Source organism: Ktedonobacter sp. SOSP1-85, from assembly GCF_016587415.1.
Lineage (GTDB): Bacteria > Chloroflexota > Ktedonobacteria > Ktedonobacterales > Ktedonobacteraceae > Ktedonobacter.
The window spans coordinates 525,299-541,275 of record NZ_BNJI01000002.1; the positions used below are offsets into that span (position 1 = coordinate 525,299).

18 protein-coding genes are annotated in these 15,977 nt (G+C 55.0%); 10 read left to right on the top strand and 8 right to left on the bottom strand.

The window, feature by feature from the left end; translation table 11 throughout:
* Positions 1-84 precede the first annotated feature (84 nt).
* Complete coding sequence (locus tag KTE_RS30515; RefSeq protein ID WP_201388174.1) at positions 85-852, top strand: DUF6585 family protein; 768 nt, start codon at positions 85-87, stop codon at positions 850-852.
* 33 nt (positions 853-885) lie between these two features.
* On the opposite strand, the gene KTE_RS30520 is transcribed toward KTE_RS30515, so the two are convergent.
* Positions 886-1,851, bottom strand: coding sequence for an NADP-dependent oxidoreductase (locus KTE_RS30520; protein ID WP_201388176.1), 966 nt, complete (start codon positions 1,849-1,851; stop codon positions 886-888).
* A 193-nt stretch (positions 1,852-2,044) separates the two neighbouring features.
* Here KTE_RS30520 and KTE_RS30525 point away from each other — a divergent pair, with 193 nt between their 5' ends.
* Positions 2,045-2,638, top strand: coding sequence for a TetR/AcrR family transcriptional regulator (locus KTE_RS30525; protein WP_201388178.1), 594 nt, complete (start codon positions 2,045-2,047; stop codon positions 2,636-2,638).
* A gap of 30 nt (positions 2,639-2,668) precedes the next feature.
* Here the strand turns inward: KTE_RS30525 and KTE_RS30530 are convergent, their stop codons facing one another.
* On the bottom strand, positions 2,669-3,397 hold the full coding sequence (locus KTE_RS30530) for a DUF998 domain-containing protein (RefSeq protein WP_201388180.1): 729 nt from the start codon (positions 3,395-3,397) through the stop codon (positions 2,669-2,671).
* A 353-nt stretch (positions 3,398-3,750) separates the two neighbouring features.
* On the opposite strand from KTE_RS30530, the gene KTE_RS30535 reads away from it, so the two are divergent.
* From KTE_RS30535 to KTE_RS30545, 3 genes are all read left to right on the top strand, one after another.
* On the top strand, positions 3,751-5,061 hold the full coding sequence (locus KTE_RS30535; protein ID WP_201388182.1) for a sensor histidine kinase: 1,311 nt from the start codon (positions 3,751-3,753) through the stop codon (positions 5,059-5,061).
* Positions 5,058-5,732 (top strand): response regulator transcription factor, encoded by a 675-nt coding sequence (locus KTE_RS30540; protein WP_236600742.1) that lies wholly within the window; start codon positions 5,058-5,060, stop codon positions 5,730-5,732. Before KTE_RS30535 ends, KTE_RS30540 begins: the two co-directional genes overlap by 4 nt.
* A 143-nt stretch (positions 5,733-5,875) precedes the next feature.
* Positions 5,876-6,403, top strand: a complete 528-nt coding sequence (locus tag KTE_RS30545) for a DinB family protein (RefSeq protein WP_201388184.1) — start codon at positions 5,876-5,878, stop codon at positions 6,401-6,403.
* Positions 6,404-6,724: 321 nt separating this feature from the next.
* Here KTE_RS30545 and KTE_RS30550 read toward each other — a convergent pair whose 3' ends face one another.
* Complete coding sequence (locus tag KTE_RS30550) at positions 6,725-8,008, bottom strand: glycoside hydrolase family 16 protein (protein ID WP_201388186.1); 1,284 nt, start codon at positions 8,006-8,008, stop codon at positions 6,725-6,727.
* 199 nt (positions 8,009-8,207) lie between these two features.
* Here KTE_RS30550 and KTE_RS30555 point away from each other — a divergent pair, with 199 nt between their 5' ends.
* Positions 8,208-8,357, top strand: coding sequence for a hypothetical protein (locus tag KTE_RS30555; RefSeq protein ID WP_201388188.1), 150 nt, complete (start codon positions 8,208-8,210; stop codon positions 8,355-8,357).
* On the opposite strand, the gene KTE_RS30560 is transcribed toward KTE_RS30555, so the two are convergent.
* On the bottom strand, positions 8,354-9,457 hold the full coding sequence (locus tag KTE_RS30560) for a LacI family DNA-binding transcriptional regulator (RefSeq protein ID WP_201388190.1): 1,104 nt from the start codon (positions 9,455-9,457) through the stop codon (positions 8,354-8,356). The genes KTE_RS30555 and KTE_RS30560 overlap by 4 nt on opposite strands.
* 258 nt (positions 9,458-9,715) lie before the next feature.
* Between KTE_RS30560 and KTE_RS30565 the strand changes: the two genes are divergently transcribed.
* A complete protein-coding gene (locus tag KTE_RS30565; RefSeq protein WP_201388192.1) occupies positions 9,716-10,204 on the top strand; it encodes a DinB family protein in 489 nt (162 codons plus the stop codon).
* A 65-nt stretch (positions 10,205-10,269) separates the two neighbouring features.
* Here KTE_RS30565 and KTE_RS30570 read toward each other — a convergent pair whose 3' ends face one another.
* The 4 genes from KTE_RS30570 to KTE_RS30585 form a co-directional block, all read right to left on the bottom strand.
* Entirely contained in the window at positions 10,270-10,476 is a 207-nt protein-coding gene (locus tag KTE_RS30570) for a hypothetical protein (protein WP_201388194.1), read from the bottom strand.
* A 126-nt stretch (positions 10,477-10,602) separates the two neighbouring features.
* The gene (locus KTE_RS30575) at positions 10,603-11,409 is read right to left on the bottom strand and encodes a trans-aconitate 2-methyltransferase (RefSeq protein WP_201388196.1); all 807 of its coding nucleotides are present in this window, start codon (positions 11,407-11,409) and stop codon (positions 10,603-10,605) included.
* Between the two features lie 209 nt (positions 11,410-11,618).
* Complete coding sequence (locus KTE_RS30580) at positions 11,619-12,023, bottom strand: helix-turn-helix transcriptional regulator (RefSeq protein WP_201388198.1); 405 nt, start codon at positions 12,021-12,023, stop codon at positions 11,619-11,621.
* Between the two features lie 201 nt (positions 12,024-12,224).
* The gene (locus KTE_RS30585; RefSeq protein ID WP_236600743.1) at positions 12,225-12,521 is read right to left on the bottom strand and encodes an N-acetyltransferase; all 297 of its coding nucleotides are present in this window, start codon (positions 12,519-12,521) and stop codon (positions 12,225-12,227) included.
* 367 nt (positions 12,522-12,888) lie between these two features.
* On the opposite strand from KTE_RS30585, the gene KTE_RS30590 reads away from it, so the two are divergent.
* The 3 genes from KTE_RS30590 (at position 12,889) to KTE_RS30600 (ending at position 15,862) form a co-directional block, all read left to right on the top strand.
* Positions 12,889-14,157: an MFS transporter gene (locus KTE_RS30590; RefSeq protein WP_201388203.1), complete on the top strand. Its 1,269-nt coding sequence runs from the start codon at positions 12,889-12,891 to the stop codon at positions 14,155-14,157.
* A 375-nt stretch (positions 14,158-14,532) separates the two neighbouring features.
* Entirely contained in the window at positions 14,533-14,700 is a 168-nt protein-coding gene (locus KTE_RS30595; RefSeq protein ID WP_201388205.1) for a hypothetical protein, read from the top strand.
* On the top strand, positions 14,687-15,862 hold the full coding sequence (locus tag KTE_RS30600; RefSeq protein WP_201388207.1) for a sensor histidine kinase KdpD: 1,176 nt from the start codon (positions 14,687-14,689) through the stop codon (positions 15,860-15,862). Before KTE_RS30595 ends, KTE_RS30600 begins: the two co-directional genes overlap by 14 nt.
* The last annotated feature ends 115 nt before the right edge of the window (positions 15,863-15,977 follow it).

Sequence of the window (15,977 nt, forward strand, 5' to 3'; positions counted from 1 at the left end):
ATCTGCGTCTATTAGAAAGTAATAGAAAGAAAAGGCGTGCAAGCATATACCTATCCTGCCCTTTTCTGTGCAGATGAGGAAAGAATGAAACCTATACCATTAGATTCCCGCTTCTATGAGTCTCAAGGGCTGGCAGAGACCTATCAACTAGGGGAACTGCGTAAAGAATTCACGCCCAATATCTGGATGTATATATTCATTTGGAGCTCGTTTCCTATTGTAATGCTGTTTATAAACTTTTATCGCTATCCTATCAACGATGCGTCATTCGCCACCACGTGGCTCTCTATCTGTGGACTGGTCATCCTGGGCTGCCTTACGGTCATAATTGTCCTCTATAGAGGGCGCAACAGGCGCATATATGTCTATGAGCACGGGCTGCTTGCGGTGCGTACCAATGGCGTCGAGGCCGTTCGTTGGGAGGAGATAGCCATTGTCTGGCATAAGGTGACGCGGAACAAAAATAGTATTACGCACTCCTACACTCTTCAGCGGAAAGATGGCAGCGAGTTTAAGCTTGGTTTCTTCTTCCGCACAAATCAAAAACTGGGAAGTATGATCGAGGAGGAGACCGCGCGCCTGCTCTTTCCGCAAGCGCGGGCCTCCTATCAGCAGGGGCAACCACTTTACTTTGGGCCATTGACCCTCGATCTATCTGGCCTTACCTACAACACGAAGTTTCTGCCCTGGAACGAGGTCGAGGAGATACAATTCGGGAGGACGGTCATAGTGGTGAAAAAGCAGGGGAAGATCTTTAATTGGGCCAGCATATCCTATGGGAATATTCCTAACCAGCGCGTATTACAACAGCTCTCCACCGGTGTTTTGTACCGATCATATGAGGGAGCGTGAACATCCTCTGCCGCACGCTTCCTCATACATAGCTTACTCGATGACGCGGAGGACTATTTTGCCGCGCACATGGCCCGCCTCGGCGATCTCGTGTGCCTTGCGCGCCTCCGCGAGCGGCAAAATCGTCTCGAAGGCGACACGCACGCGTCCCTCACCAACCAGCCTGGCGATTTCGGCTAGCTGGCCCACATCGACCTGTACTCGCTTGCCCTTGACGAGCACGCCAGCCTCGGCGACCCGTTCGGGCGTGTAGTAGTTGAAGTTCACCGGGATCAGCGTTCCACCGCGCCTGAGCGTAGCGAGCAGCCTGTCGCTGTTCGCGCCTCCCACCATATCGATGAGCAGGTCGACATCGCGCGCCGCCTGTTCTACAGGTGTAGTTGTGTAGTCGATGAATTGATCGACGCCCAGGTCGCGCAGGAAGTCGGCGTGACGGCCTGACGCTACTCCGATGACCCGCGCTCCCCTGACCTTTGCCAGTTGGACCGCGAAGTGACCGACGCCGCCCGCCGCGCCGTTGATCAGGACCGTTTGCCCGGCTTGTAGATTTGCCTGGTCAAAGAGTTCCTGCCAGGCTGTCAATCCAGCCATCGGGATTGCCGCCGCCTGGAGATGGTCGATGGTCGCTGGCTTGCGGGCCAGTTGCGTCACAGGGGCCGTGGTATACTCGGCGTAGGTCGAGGCCCGTTCGGGGAAGCGGATCATGCCGAAGACGGCGTCGCCCTCGCGGAACTCGCTCACGCCCGGTCCCGCCGCCTCGACAATGCCAGAGGCATCGAAACCCGGAATACTCGGACGGGCGACGCGAGGCCGGAACTTCTCCGGAATGTCGGGAAAGCCCCTCTGCCCGCGCCAGTCAGCGGGATTAATGCTCGCGGCATGAATGCGCAGCAGGACCTCGCCCGGTCCCGCCGTGGGACGTGGCACGTCCTCATACACTAAGACTTCAGGCCCTCCTTCCTTATATATGCGTATGGCCTTCATAGTTTCAGCGTTCATATCTCCTCCTTGTATGCTTGTTAAGATTATCTTTTGTCCAATCGCGGCTGCTTGACTTCTCAACTGCTGCCTTTCATACTAGGGGAAAGAGAACGCGCGATCAATAAGCAATCGCGGATGTGTGTTGGAAAGTGAACAAAAGAGTCAATCTGTCGGGTCGCTACCCGGCAGTAAAGGAACAGGAGCAAGCGTCATGACGACCCCTACGAAGCGCATGGACCGGAGCGTCCAGCGAACGCGCCAGTTGTTGCGGCAGGCATCCATTGATGTGATGAAAGAGAAGGGCTTCAGTGCCACGAGCATTCGGGATATTGCCGAGCGTGCCAACGTCAATCGAGGAACCTTTTACGCGCACTTCGCGGACAAGTACGACTTGCTGGAGGCGCTGCTCCGCGAGGAGGTTCAGCATCTCATACTAGACGGACTTCCCCCCGTGTCGCGCTGGGACAAGGACACGTTGTGCTTGCTCATTCAGACTGTGCTGGAGGGATTCGAGAAGCTGCTTCACGCTTGCTATCCATCGCCAGTCAGGGACGCCTTGCTCGAAAGGGTTATACAGGAGGAACTGGCAGCCCTCCTCCTGGCGTGGTTGAAACAGGCGAGGCAAGGGACGACGCACAGGCAAGTATCGCTGGAAACGACCGCGCAGGTCGCGAGCTGGGCTATCTTCGGCGCGGCGGTCCAGTGGAGCCGGGGAACGACCACAAAGACCTCAGAGCAAATGGCCCAGGATGTCTTGCTCATCATCACAGAGGGGATGGCTCCTGGCATGTTACGCGCCAGGTGAGATCAAGTGTAGAGAACGAGAGAAGAGAATCTAATCTCGGCGGAACGCTCCAAAGCCAGTGCCAGTCCATAGGCGAATGAAGAAGATGATACCCCAGATGGTGGCGGCGGCTGTAGACAGGCGTTCAAAGAGGCCAGCGATCTCGCTATGCTGCCCATTGAGCATCCCAAATGTGGCAATGAAGACAATCGTTAAGATTCCTGTGATTACCGACCATGTGGCCCAGCCACGCCATTCGGGTTCCCGGGTAAAGCGCCGGGCAAGGACGAAGAAACCTGAAGCGATAGATATAAGGGAGATGAAGGCAAAGATGACATGTAGCGTCCCGTGAAGCGTGGGAGGCACGAGGACCGCGCCCTTGGGATAGCCATACGCCGGGTCCTGTGAGAAGATGCCGTCGGCAATCAGGGCCACGCCTTGCAGGGCGCGAAAAATCGGATACCAGGTCGCTCCCACGCCGCCTTTGAGGAATACGCGCCAGCCAATAGCGGTCAGGATGGCGCTCAAGCCGAAAGCGATAAAATTGACTTGCTGCACCCAGCCGCCAGGTCCCAGGCTCAGCGAGCTAATCGACTGCTGTAAGGCATTGTAATCGGGACGTGTGGCCCCCTCAACCAGGTAGGTGGTCGCGAAAAGCAATGATCCAAGCGTTCCACAGGTAAGCCATACCAGTAAAGGCGTAGGAACTGGCCTGTTAAGTTGAGGTGTTGCATCAGAATGACTCGCTTGCTCTTCTCCATACTCGAATGTCTCTTCCATTGTTAGAATCCTTTCTTTATTGCTCTTAAATTATCTGCCAACATATACAAGTTGTTTCTGCCGCCTACGGCGGCAAGGGGGAAAAGAATGTGGGGACACCCCACACCCCGGCAGGAGGGTCTCCCTCCTGCACCTCCCCTCAATTTTGTAAATCCATTACTCAGGTTTGTTGTTTCTGCTGATAAGTGTAGAAGAAAATGGGTGAATATCCATCCGCGCCAGGGATGACTTAGGGTTGAGATTTGCGCGTGGATAATCTCAACCCTGAGGTGGATGTTAATACGGATGAGGTACGCTACAATACGATACAATAGAGAAAGGCGTTTCTATCGCTTCAATAGGAGAAGGCGGCTATGAACCTGTTACCGGAGAGTGCAATATTTGAGGTGGCATCCGGAGAAGAGCGGCAAGCCTGCCGCTGGTGGCGCGATGTCCGGCTGGGGCCAGGCGTCCCCTTTGCCTTTGGGCGAGGGATCGCGCTGACCTCAGATATGATCCTTGTAAGTGTCCTGGTCGTTATTGGCCTCGGCACACGCACACCCGCGACAACAGTTATATTGATGGAGCTGCTCTTCGCGGGCATTCTGGCGCTGATGCTTGTTACCAGGCTGCTTAAACATAGTCTGCTAGTCGTCTGTGCCTACCTGACCGTGCTTGGTCTGGGCAGTATCTTGAATCTCGCCTTTCCGGGCGCCTGGGGAAATGTAGGCTTCTACTCGCTCTGCGTGATCACCTGCTTTCGCCTGCCGCGTCGCTGCTCTCTGCCCCTGGTGAGCCTAAGCATTCTGGCGTTTGCCTACACCAATGGGATGCTGAGCTTTCTCCCCCTGCCACAGCCAGCCTATGCAGGCGTCTCCGTCTTTAATCTCATCCTCCTGGGGGCGCTATGCTGGTTTGGCTTAAACCTGCGTGCGCAATACCGGCTCGTCGTGCGCCTGCATGAAGTTCAGATGCAGCTACAGGAGCAGATGGCACGCAATGCGGAGCTGGCGGCCGAGCATGAGCGGACGCGAATCGCACGCGACATTCACGATGTCCTCTCGCATTCCCTGGCGGTGCTCTCGATCCAGCTCCAGGCGGCGCGGCACCTGCTCACGCATAATCCCGAGCGCCTGGCGAGCAAGCTAGATGATATGGCGGCGCTCCTGCGCGAGAGCATCACCGAGAGTCGCCAGGCAGTTGGCCTGCTCAGAGCACAGCTAGCGGCACATGCCAGGAGCGAGAACCTGGGCGAAAGCCTCTCCCGGCTCGCCAATACCTTTAATGAGCGAACCGGCATCCACTGTCACTTTAGCGAAAGCGGGGCGCCCCAGCAGGTAAGTGCCCAGCAGTGGGAAACGTTGCACCAGGCCCTGCGCGAGATGCTGACCAATGCCCACCGCCATGGAGCGGCCGAGACAGCCGAGATCACCCTCCGCTGGCAAGCCACCAGTCTCAGCCTGGCAGTACACGATAATGGACAAGGAAGCGCTCAACCAGCACCACAAACGGAGAGTATTAACGTAGGTGGGCATCATGGAATCGAGGGCATGCGCGAGCGTGCCATAGCCCTGGACGGCGAGGTCGTAGCCGGATCCGCCGTCGAAGGTGGCTTCACAGTCACGCTCCACCTACCACTACAACCGCCTGTTGCAAGCGCTATGCAGAAAGAGAGAACAGCGTGAGCGAGGAAAAAATTCGCGTTCTCATCGTTGATGATCAGCGCCTGATGCGCGAGGGGCTGCGCATCATCCTGGAGGGAGCACCCGACATCGAGCTTGTTGGCGAGGCCGAGAACGGGCTGAGCGCGCTCCAGATCGCCGAGAGCCAGGAACCTGATGTCATCCTGATGGATATTCGCATGCCCGTGCTCGATGGCATTGCCGCAACCGAGCGCGTTCTCCAACAGGCGCTCAAGAGGCCACGCATCCTACTCCTGACCACCTTCGATACACCGGAGCTGGTGATTGAGGGCATGCGAGCGGGCGCCTCCGGCTACCTGCTCAAGGATTGCAGCGCGGAGGAGTTGTGTACCGCCATCCGGGCCGTGGCGCGTGGCCAGGTACTTTTGCAGGCATCAAGCGCCGCACAGCTCCTTGCCAGCCTGCAAACTCGACCAGCGGCCCTGGAAGCCACTCCCTTAAGCGTGGCGGAGCAACTGGGGCTGACCACGCGCGAACTGGAGGTCGTGCGCCTGGTCACGCTAGGACAGAGCAACACTGAGATCGCCGCCACGCTCTTCGTCAGTGAAGCTACCGTCAAGACCCACATCAACCATATCTTCTCCAAACTGGGCGCCCGTAACCGCTCCCAGGCCATCATCAAAGCCCGCCAGCTCGGCTTAAGCCGAGAGTGAAAAAGTATTATATATCCATTTAGGCAAAGGGACTATAGGTTCGGCAAGAGCAAGATCGAAGAAGTTTTGGCCTCTCCTCTATGTTACGATACTCACACTCCCGCTCATGGGAGCACATCATCGGAAGCAAGGAGCAGGCATCCATGACAGAACAGGCATCTCCCCTCGTCACATTTTACCAACAAGGTTGGGAGAACTACCAGCAAGCCCTCATCGCAACCATCGCATCGCTTTCATCCGAACAACTTGCCCTCCCTATTGCACCACATTACTTGTCAATCGGAGAACTTCTCGCCCATATGATCGATGCACGCGTCTCCTGGTTCTCCAGGTGGCTGGGAGAAGAAAATGCCGATATGGCTCACTGGCATGAGGTACGGAGCAGAAACGAGCAAGCTGTGTATGAGGCCGCAGAACTGGTCGCCATATTCGAGAAGACCTGGCACGTAATGTCTTCTGCCATGACCCGCTGGACTTCCGCTGATTTGGAACAGCTTATTTCACCTCCGGCCTCTCATCAGGCATGGCTACAAAATCAAGGGCTAGAAGAAGAGCCTGAGCACACCCGACAGTGGATTGTCTGGCATGTCCTTGAACATGAGATCCATCATGGAGGCGAGCTTTCCCTGGCATTGGGAACATATGGTCTGGCAAGTTTCTATACCTGGTGAGTAAGCCCATCCTTCATCAAAAGCAAGGAACATAAGAAAGCGGGACGGTGAACCTCAAGCGGTCCACCGTCCCGCTTTCTTATCATAGGCTCAGGCGTAGATGCCGAATTCTCATGTCCCTAAGCCAAACAGTTAGTCACACGCCACCACACAGCTGGCGTGTGAACCAACGAAGCTAGAGTATAATAAATGTAGGTCCTGTAAGAGTCAGTTATTTCCCTCACCTATCTACTGAGTCACCCTAATTACAGGAGCTACAGAGATAAGGCGAGCCGGGATCTCTCCCGGCTCCCTTTTTGTTAAGAACTTTCGGTAACCTGGTTATGGATGCGTCCAGGTGTACCAGCCAGTATCATACTGGAGACCACTCTTCTGGTAGGTGAAGGAGTATTTGACAGTTTGGCCTGCGCTAAAGCCGCCAACGCTATACTCCCAGTGCCCGGTTCCACTGTTATAGCTCATATAGACGTTCTGCTGGGTGTTGCTGCCCACGATATAGTGCACGATCACATAGCCCGCCGTCCAGCTACAAGGCTGGAACCAGAGGAGGCCCGTGCTGGAGTTGACGCTCTGTGCACCCTGGGTGAAAGTGCTTCCCGTACAGCCACCACTGGGTGTGGGCGTGGGTGTGGGTGTAGATCCGACGGGCGTCGGTGTGGGCGTGGGAGCCGTCCCATTCGAGGTATAGACCTGAACGTTGTCAACGAGCATCGGCACATTGGGCTGGGTCGCGGAGGTGGGCGTATTGGTGCCGGAGACACCGTTGGGGAAGCCACCGCCGATGGCGAGATCGAAGATGATAAAGAAGCCATGATCGACGGCACTGGACCAGGTCGTCGCGTCCACCTGCGAGGCACTGACCGTAAAGTAGTTGACGCCATCCAGGTACCAGTGAATCTGCTCTGGGGAGACACTGCGATCAATGATCTCAGTATAGGTATGGTAGCCAGTCTGACAGCCTGAGCACGCCCGCTGACCGCTGCCAATACCCGTGGTTTCATTGCAGGGACCGCCGGGCGAGACGCCGCAGTGCAGCGTGCCATACACCGAACTCAGGCCGTTGACATCCTCCATAATGTCAATCTCGCCATCATGAGGCCAGTTATGGTCTGTGCGATAGGGAGTTCCCAGGGTCCAGAAGGCAGGCCAGTAGCCCAGAGCCGCCGAGCCAGAGACATTGGGCTGTTGCAGCGAGGCGGTAATCTTCAACTGACCGCCAGCGGGCGCGGCAAAGTTATCCTGTACCGTTTCGATACGCCCGGAGGTCCAGTTTCCGCTCCCGTCGCGCCTTGGGGTGATCGCGAGATGTCCACTTCCATCCAGGGAGACGTTAGACGTACTGTTGGTCATGTTCTCAATCTCGCCCGTACCCCAGCCCGTGCCAGTATCATACTTCCAGGTACTTGTATTTACACCGGTACCAGCGGCCCCATTGAAATCCTCGTTGAAGACCTGGTTCCAGGTAGCAGCCTGGGCGCTTGACGTCTTACCATAGGGGAAAAAACTTACAGCGGCGAAAACCAGAGCGGCAATAAGTAGGAGTGCCGCGATGTGGAAGGTGCGCCGCCGTCCTGGCGGTCGCGAGGAAACAAAATTGCTTTGCATGGATTGCTCCTTCTCCGATGACATTATCGGCTATAGCAAATCAACATCCTTGTATTTGAGCTACTGGCACAGCTCCTGTGCCTTCAGCTCTGCTATTGCGGAGATGGGTCATACGCGAGATCGCTGCTAGATACAGCTTGTTTGTGGTTGCAACCACCCCCTTTCCGGGTAAAACATTACAACGAAAAAACACGACAACATGATGACTACGCGACAAGCTATTGTAGGGTTTATGCTTGCATGGACTTCTCGCCACTGTGTGGCTCGCCGGGGTAAAGGGGTGTGGTGGTGGCTGGCGGGCGTAGCCCGCCAGCCACCACCACACCCCTTTACCCCGGCTATCTTCTAAGTCTTGACGGACAGGGATGCCTGAGTGCTGGATGCTCTAATCACCATGCTGGTTGGTAGTTGCAGGTGCACAGGTTGATCCCACTCGGAGAGCTGGAAATCTGTTGGCGCCTGGACTTGCTGCGATGCTTTTGGGCCAGCGAGGTATTGGGGGTCGATCATGTTCAAGAGCAGCTCGGTGGCTCTGCGACCCATTTCAGAGAAGGGCTGGTGTACAGTGGTTAAAGGAGGGCGCGTATAGGCAGAGAGCAGATTATCATCGAAGCCCACAATCGTCACATCTTCTGGGACGCGGATTCCCTGCTGCTCCGCGTACTCCAGCACGCCATAGGCCATCTGATCATTGGCGACAAAAATGGCGCTGGGCCAGCTCGCCCGCTCACGTGCGAACAATTGCTCGGCACACTGGCGACCATGCAGCGGCTCAAAACCGCCCTGAAGGAGCAGTTCAGGCTCAGGCGCGATCCCTGCCTCCTGCAATGCCTGGCAGTAGCCCCTATAGCGCTCATTCGCCCAGTAGTAATGCTGTGGGCCACTAATATGCGCAATGCGTGTGTGGCCAAGTTCCAATAGATAGCGGACCGCAGTGCGAGCACTCTCCCTGTTATCAATACCCACCCAGGGGATGTGTCCAGGCTCCTCCTGGTCATCGATCAGGACAATGGGCAAACCATCTTGCGCGAGGCGGGTAATCTGAGGCATGAGTTCATCTGTGAAGATAGCGAGCAGACCGGAGACCAGGTGCAGATTCAAAATACGCTTGACCACTTCAGAGTGATTGCACTCGGCATTGGCGAAGTTGATGCTGTAGAGGACGATTTCATACGCGCTATCTTCGATATATTCGGCGACGCCACGTATAATCTCGGGTAGAGCGGGCCAGACCAGGGGAGGAGCCAGTACCCCTATCAGGTGCGTATTTCCGCCCGCCAGGCTAACCGCGGTAGCATTAGGCACAAAACCATGTTCCTCAACCACGCGCATAACACGCGCGCGCAACTCGCCATTCACGGATGGATTGCCGTTCAGCACACGCGAAGCCGTGGCCTTCGATACGCCTGCCAGGCGCGCAATATCCTGAATGGTCAGCTTTTTCTGCATGCCCACGCTCCCGCTTCTTCGCGATACACTCCTAGTAAACAACTGTGTTGTTGTGAAAAGTATAAGTTAGAAACCGGTTTCTGTCAAGGGAAGATAAAATTGTGAAGGACTGGCTGCCTGGCAGGTGCCAGGCAGCCAGTCCTTCACAATCATAACCAGGTTAAGCGCTAACAGGAGCGATAGTGTCCGCTTTCTCTGGTACAATAAGGGAAAGATGTAGGAACAATACCATAAGCCTCATTGAAAGGATTCGAATCCATGCCCGAGAATGGCTCGACCCTCGCGGTCTTCTACGAAAACTGGCTGAACTATCAGAATTTAATCATTAAAGCCATCGCACCACTGACCTCTGAGCAGCTGACGCAGCGCGCCGATCCCCGCCTGCGCTCAATCGATATCATCCTGCGTCACGTCATTGGCGCGCGTGCGCGCTGGTTCCACCAGATGATGGGGATAGGAGACGAAGAGTTTATTAGTATGGGAGGTTGGGACAGGCGGGATGCGCCTGAACGCAGCGCCGCCGAACTGGTCCACGGACTGGAGAAAACCTGGAGCGTCATGTATGAAGCAATCTCCAGATGGACGGAGGAGGACTGGCATATTACCTATCAGAACGATCCTGGCGACGAGCCAGAGACCTTCACCCGCCAGTGGATCATCTGGCACCTCATCGAGCACGATATCCATCACGGCGGCGAGGTCTCCCTGACCCTGGGCATGCACGGCCTGCAGGCTCCCGACCTGTAGCCCGTTACTGACGTATGCGGCTACTTGAGGCCGGCCTCAAGTAGCCGCATACGTCAGTAGCAGGCTCAAACCTTCTTCACGTAGCTGTAGTCGAGCGCGACGCGCTGGAAGCCGACGGACTCATAGAGACGGCTGGCAGGGTCATTACCATAGCCGGTGTTAACGCCGACGCGCGTGGCTCCTAGAGCTTGTAGACGCCGCATACCTTCGTACAAGTGTCGCAAGCGCTCCAGATCCTCTGCGCCACCAAATGGGCGCGAAATATAATCCATGCCTTGTCTCTCCTCGTCTTTGCATATCTACGCCATTATATGCAGAGCGGACGGCGCTTGTAAACGGCGCATCTACTCTGGGTCCGTATCCATCCAGCTTCATTCACGACCTTCTTCCTACTCTTTCTAAACAACAAGCACTCGCTTCTCCGCCAGAGGGATTCCCCATACAACTTCGTCGAACACAGTCAGCGTCAGATTGTCATCCTGGAGGAAGGGTGTGAGCAGTTTTCTAACTTCTGCATCAAAGGTCTGTGCCGCGGCCTTGTCCATGCGTTCTCGTGAGAGGCCATTGCGCGAGTGGAGGGAGTAAATATAGTCTTCTATAGATTGTACAAAGACGCTCGAATGTGTACGAAAGCTTCCCTGTTTCTGGAAGAGGTGACGCTCTTCCAGTTCCTCAATGAGGTCGTATGGGCGGTACTCTTTATTCGTGGAGAAGTGCTGAATGAGTGCCCCGAGTCCCTCATTCCAGGGTGCAGGCTCGTGTCCGCGCTCAACAATCGCCAGGTAGCCATGTGGGGTCAAGATGCGGTGAAACAGGGACATGACCACATCCCATTCCATCCAATGCAGGCTTTCTCCAGCTGTGACAAGCCCATAGGGAAGCTGTAGCTCGACCTCCTCCACACGCCCATAGATCCAGCGCAGGTGAGGATGATCGCCGCCGGGGAGCGCTCGCCCCTCGTTTAGCATAGCCTGCGAAAAGTCGACGGCATCAACGCGCGCCACCAGGCCTACAAGCCGACGCGCCAGGTCCCCAGTGCCGCAGCCCACATCGAGGACCGTCCGTGGCTCGTCGGAGATAAGCTCAACGAGCTTGTGAATGGCCTCATCAGCATAAGGCGGTCGGTGGTGATACGCCTCAGCAATGCTGCTATCCTTAAATTGTTCGGCATACTTCAGGCCGAGATGACCAGGTTTCGGCTTCATACCAGTGCCTCCTTTTCCCATAGAATCAATAAACAGAGACATTTATCCTCCTCAATTACGGATAAATATCCCCAGGGTTATATAGGCATCACTCTGGCAGAATGGCCATTCACAGAGCAGCTAGTGCTTCGCCCATGCAGTGGACATCAGCCGTTTAATGTTGGGATTTCCACCTGTTGATCGGTGTGGCATAGATAACACGTTGTTTTTCAATCATTTGGGTCATGCTCATCAATCCTTTCCTTCTGTGATGCCATGGTGGCATTCTCTTCTTCCGGGGTGGATGGTGTGCGTGGCTCATCAAGTAAATAGCTCCGCAAAGCAGCCAAACGATGATCCCAGCGTGCTTCGATGGCCGCAATCCAGGTTGTGACGGACTGCAAGGCCTCTGGATGTGGCGTATACCGCCGTTCTCGACCGGCCTCGTGGACTACCACGAGGCCGGCCTCCGCCAGAATCGTCAGGTGCTTGGTCACTGCCTGGCGTGTGATTGGTAAACGTGCAGCAAAGCTCGTTGCTGTCCCAGACCCTTCTTGGCAGAGCTGTTCGAACAACAAACGGCGCGTTGGATCTGCGAGGGCCACTAAGACCAGGTGCGTCTGTGAATCTGTCATCGCATGTTCCCCTCTCCTGTTTGCGACCCTGAAAACGCCATACACAGGAGAAAACGCAAACGGTGGATGCTGCTTGTGCTATGTTGCTGAAATGGTGCTCTCAAGGTACACACGCAGCTAAGGTGTTTCCTCCTTGTGAATTACTCCACTTTTCCATTCTTTTTAACTTGCAACTATTCGATTGCATAAGGATAGTATATCTCAGAAAACACATTTACGGTTGAATGATAGATCGCCGAGCGGTTCCATCGGCCCCTGTCCTTGCATCTCCAGACGCCAGATCTCCTGCTCTGGTTGCCATCCGCACTTGCGGTAAAAGGCACGGGCATGCTCATTGCTGGTCGTGACATACAACTGTATGCACGCTGCTCCACTCGTGGCTGCCCAACGCTGGGCCTGGCACATCAGATGCTGAGCCAGACCCGTGCCGCCATACGAGGCGCGCACATAGAGCGTGGACTGAGGCAAAAAGGGAGAGGGGAGTCTTTCTTTATCCATGAGCATCTATTTTACCTTGCAAAAGGGCGCGAAGTTGGGTACAATCAAAGCATTATAGTATCGCTTAGACAGAAGCGGCCTGGGTGGCTGCTCGCAAGAAAGGTAGGTATCTTCTGCATGTTGTTGTTTTTCGCTTTGGGCTACTTTGAGGTCAAACAAACACGGCAGAGATTACATACCAGAGCCCCGCTCGCATTGCATATGACGAGAGAAGCATCTCGCGCCTTTATATGTAGACGCGTACTTCAGTAGCGTCATCCCCTTCGTGTTTGCTCACCTGGCCTCATTGTATCCCTTTAACCTCTCTCCTCTTGCCTTTTAAAGATGTTTTTGGGATTTCATGACTATAAGAATCAGAGGCTTTGAGATGCAAACACGCAATAGTGTTGCCACTATATACCTGCTCTTGAGGGGTATCTCCTCGCTGTTTGTGGCCGTTGTCTATACGGTTGAGTTGATCTACCAGGCTCAAAGTATTGGGCTTAATCCTTTCCAACTCGTCCTGGCTGGTATGGTTAATCAACTGGTGGTCTTTGTGTGCCAGGCCCCAACGGGCGTGCTGGCAGATATGTATAGCCGCCGCTGGGCGGTGGTGAGTGGACTGCTTATCATTGGACTAGGCTTCTTGATCGAGGGCGGGATTCCGTCGTTCGCAGCTGTGCTCGCCGCCCAGGCGTTCTGGGGCCTGGGGTCCTCGCTGATGGATGGCGCTGACGCAGCCTGGATCGCCGATGAACTGGGAAGCGAGCAGGTAGGCTCGCTCTATCTGCGCGCGACCCAGATTGGCTGGCTCTGTACCTTGCCGGGCATAGCGCTTGGCGCAGGTCTGGGCAGCATCCACCTGAATCTACCTATGCTTGTAGGTGGAGGCGGCTACCTGGCCCTCGGCCTGCTACTGGCCGTGATCATGCCGGAGCGTCGCTTCAAGCCCGCCACCAGGGAATCCGGCTCATCCTGGCGCCAGATGCAGCAGACACTGGTGAAGGGCTTCCGCCTGGTCCGCTTCCACCCCACATTGTTGGTTATCCTGGGAACAGGTGTTTTCTCGGGGGTTGTGGGAGAGGCCTTTGGGCGCCTATGGCAATATCACCTGCTGCACAATTTTGCCTTTCCAACTATAAGCAATCTGCCCTCAATCACCTGGTTTGGTGTTATCGAGATCGTCATTGCCCTGACAAATATCGTCGGGATAGAGATCGCTAAACGCCGCCTTGATACCAACAACCAGCGAGCCGTGGCCTGGGGCCTCTGGCTCATTGAGGGCGCCACCCTACTGGGTATTGTGCTCTTTGCCCTCTCCGGACAATTTGTCCTGGCCCTGGCGGGTCTCTGGCTCCTCACGACCGCCAATGGACCTCGCATTCCTCTCCGGCAAGCCTGGATTAATCAGCATACGCCCTCCAGCGTTCGCGCCACCATTCTCTCGTTTAACTCCCTGGTGGGCGCGCTGGCGGCGATAGCAGGTGGGCTGCTCATTGGCGCGCTGGCTACAGCCCTGACAACCCGGCCCGCTCTCCTGTTCTCCGGGCTGCTACTGCTTCCCGCCCTCTACCTCTACGCTCGAACCCTTCGCGGGAAGCAATCAATTACGACAACAAAAACTGAGGAGGAAGACATCATGCCCGAAAATACGTAATCGCGTCTCATACATACATAAACGTGCGCTACTGACGTACGCGCCTACGCAAGTGTGCTGGATGAAGGACTTGCGTAGGCGCGTACCTTGTGCCCTTTAGTGGTAGATTCACGTAGTTCGTCGATGTAGGGTCCATGCTGGCATGGACTGCCGAGGCCCGCAGGCCGAGACCCGAGCGCAAGCAGATCGCTTCGCTCGCAGTGCATGCCAGCATGGACCCTACAGATGTTGTGAATTCACCATTTAGGGTAGTCAGTAGCGCACCTCCTTCGCTGGTGACGCGGCAGGGTGGGCTGCTCCTCAAAAGCCACTCCGGCTCAGATTTCAAATTCCTCCCTTGAGAGATATACTGTGAGCAAGCTAGGAGCAAACATCATGACTCAACGACCATTAAGCCCAGAAGAAAAACTGCATATTGTTCGACACCTGATAAGCGGCGAAAAGTACCTGGGCCAACTCAGTCGTGAGTACGAGGTCTCGCATACCGTCATCAGCAACTGGCATGAGGCCTCTATTTTTGAGGTAGGCAATGAAAGTCAATGAGAAGCAACGAAAGCATCGACAAGCTGACCACCGTCACTCGTGGCGGCATTCTCCTCTCCTTGGCTATCCTCTTGCTGTTCTCTTTACCGCCGGCGCGTTTTTGATTCCCCTGTCTGAGAAATCTTTGGGTATTGAGGATCGTTTTATTGAGCCGCCGTTTGTCATCGCTATGCTTCTGGTTGGATGGCTCTGGGGTATCGGTCCAGCACTGCTGGCTTTGCTTCTCGAAATCCTTGCTCTCGATTATTGGATTGTCCCTCCTTTAGGAGGTATTGATTTTTTCCTCTGGCCCGATATTGTTTCATTCGCGCCGTTTATTCTCATCCAGCTCATTGTCCTGGGTCTGATCGTCGTTCAGAAAAACTACCGGCAACAGCTTCTCCATGCTAACCAGGCGATCTCTCAACATGCTGAGGAATTGGCGGAGAGCAATGCTCAACTCGAACAAGCGGATCGGGTCAAAGATCAGTTTCTCTCAATGGCCTCCCACGAACTGAAAACACCGGTGACGGGTATTCAAGGGTATGTACAATTGCTCCTGCACCGATCGAAGAAGCAATGCATACAGAATCCGGAATGGCTTCCCATGTACGACGCTCTGGGTAAAGTGGATGAACAGACCCGGCGGTTAACGGAGCTAGTGAATGATTTGCTCGATATCAATACGTTGCGTTCAGGGAAGATGCCGGTGCACCTGGCATCCTGTGAGCTAGGTTGCCTGTGCCGGAGGGTTGTCGAAGAACAACAGGCTTTGGTAGGTCGTTCAATCGATCTGCGACTTCCTGCCGATCCTGTGACCGTGCAAGTCGACGACAGACGATTCTCTCAGGTCGTGACCAATCTGGTCAGCAATGCTTTCAAATATTCACCTAAGAATACGTCCATACTCGTGGAGGTGAGCCAGAGACCAGGAGAGGCCATCCTTGCAGTTCACAATGAAAGCCCTGTGCTTACCAAAGAACAACAGAAAACCCTTTTTGAGCCATTCTATCGGAGTCCTGAAGCCCGATCCTCCGCGACATCCGGATGGGGGCTGGGACTTGCCATTTGTAAAGAAATTGTTGTATCGCACAACGGACGCATCTGGGTAGAGTCTTCGGCAGAAAAGGGCACGACCTTCTTTGTCGCCTTGCCTCTTCCAACAAGTTCGGAAAGCGCATAGCTCAAAAACGCGCGACAAAATCATATTCAATCGTATCAGACTATTCAGTGGGTATGTGTTACAATAATTGAGCTGTAACGCGCAAGAAGCCGATGACAAACAGTGAGAAAGAATG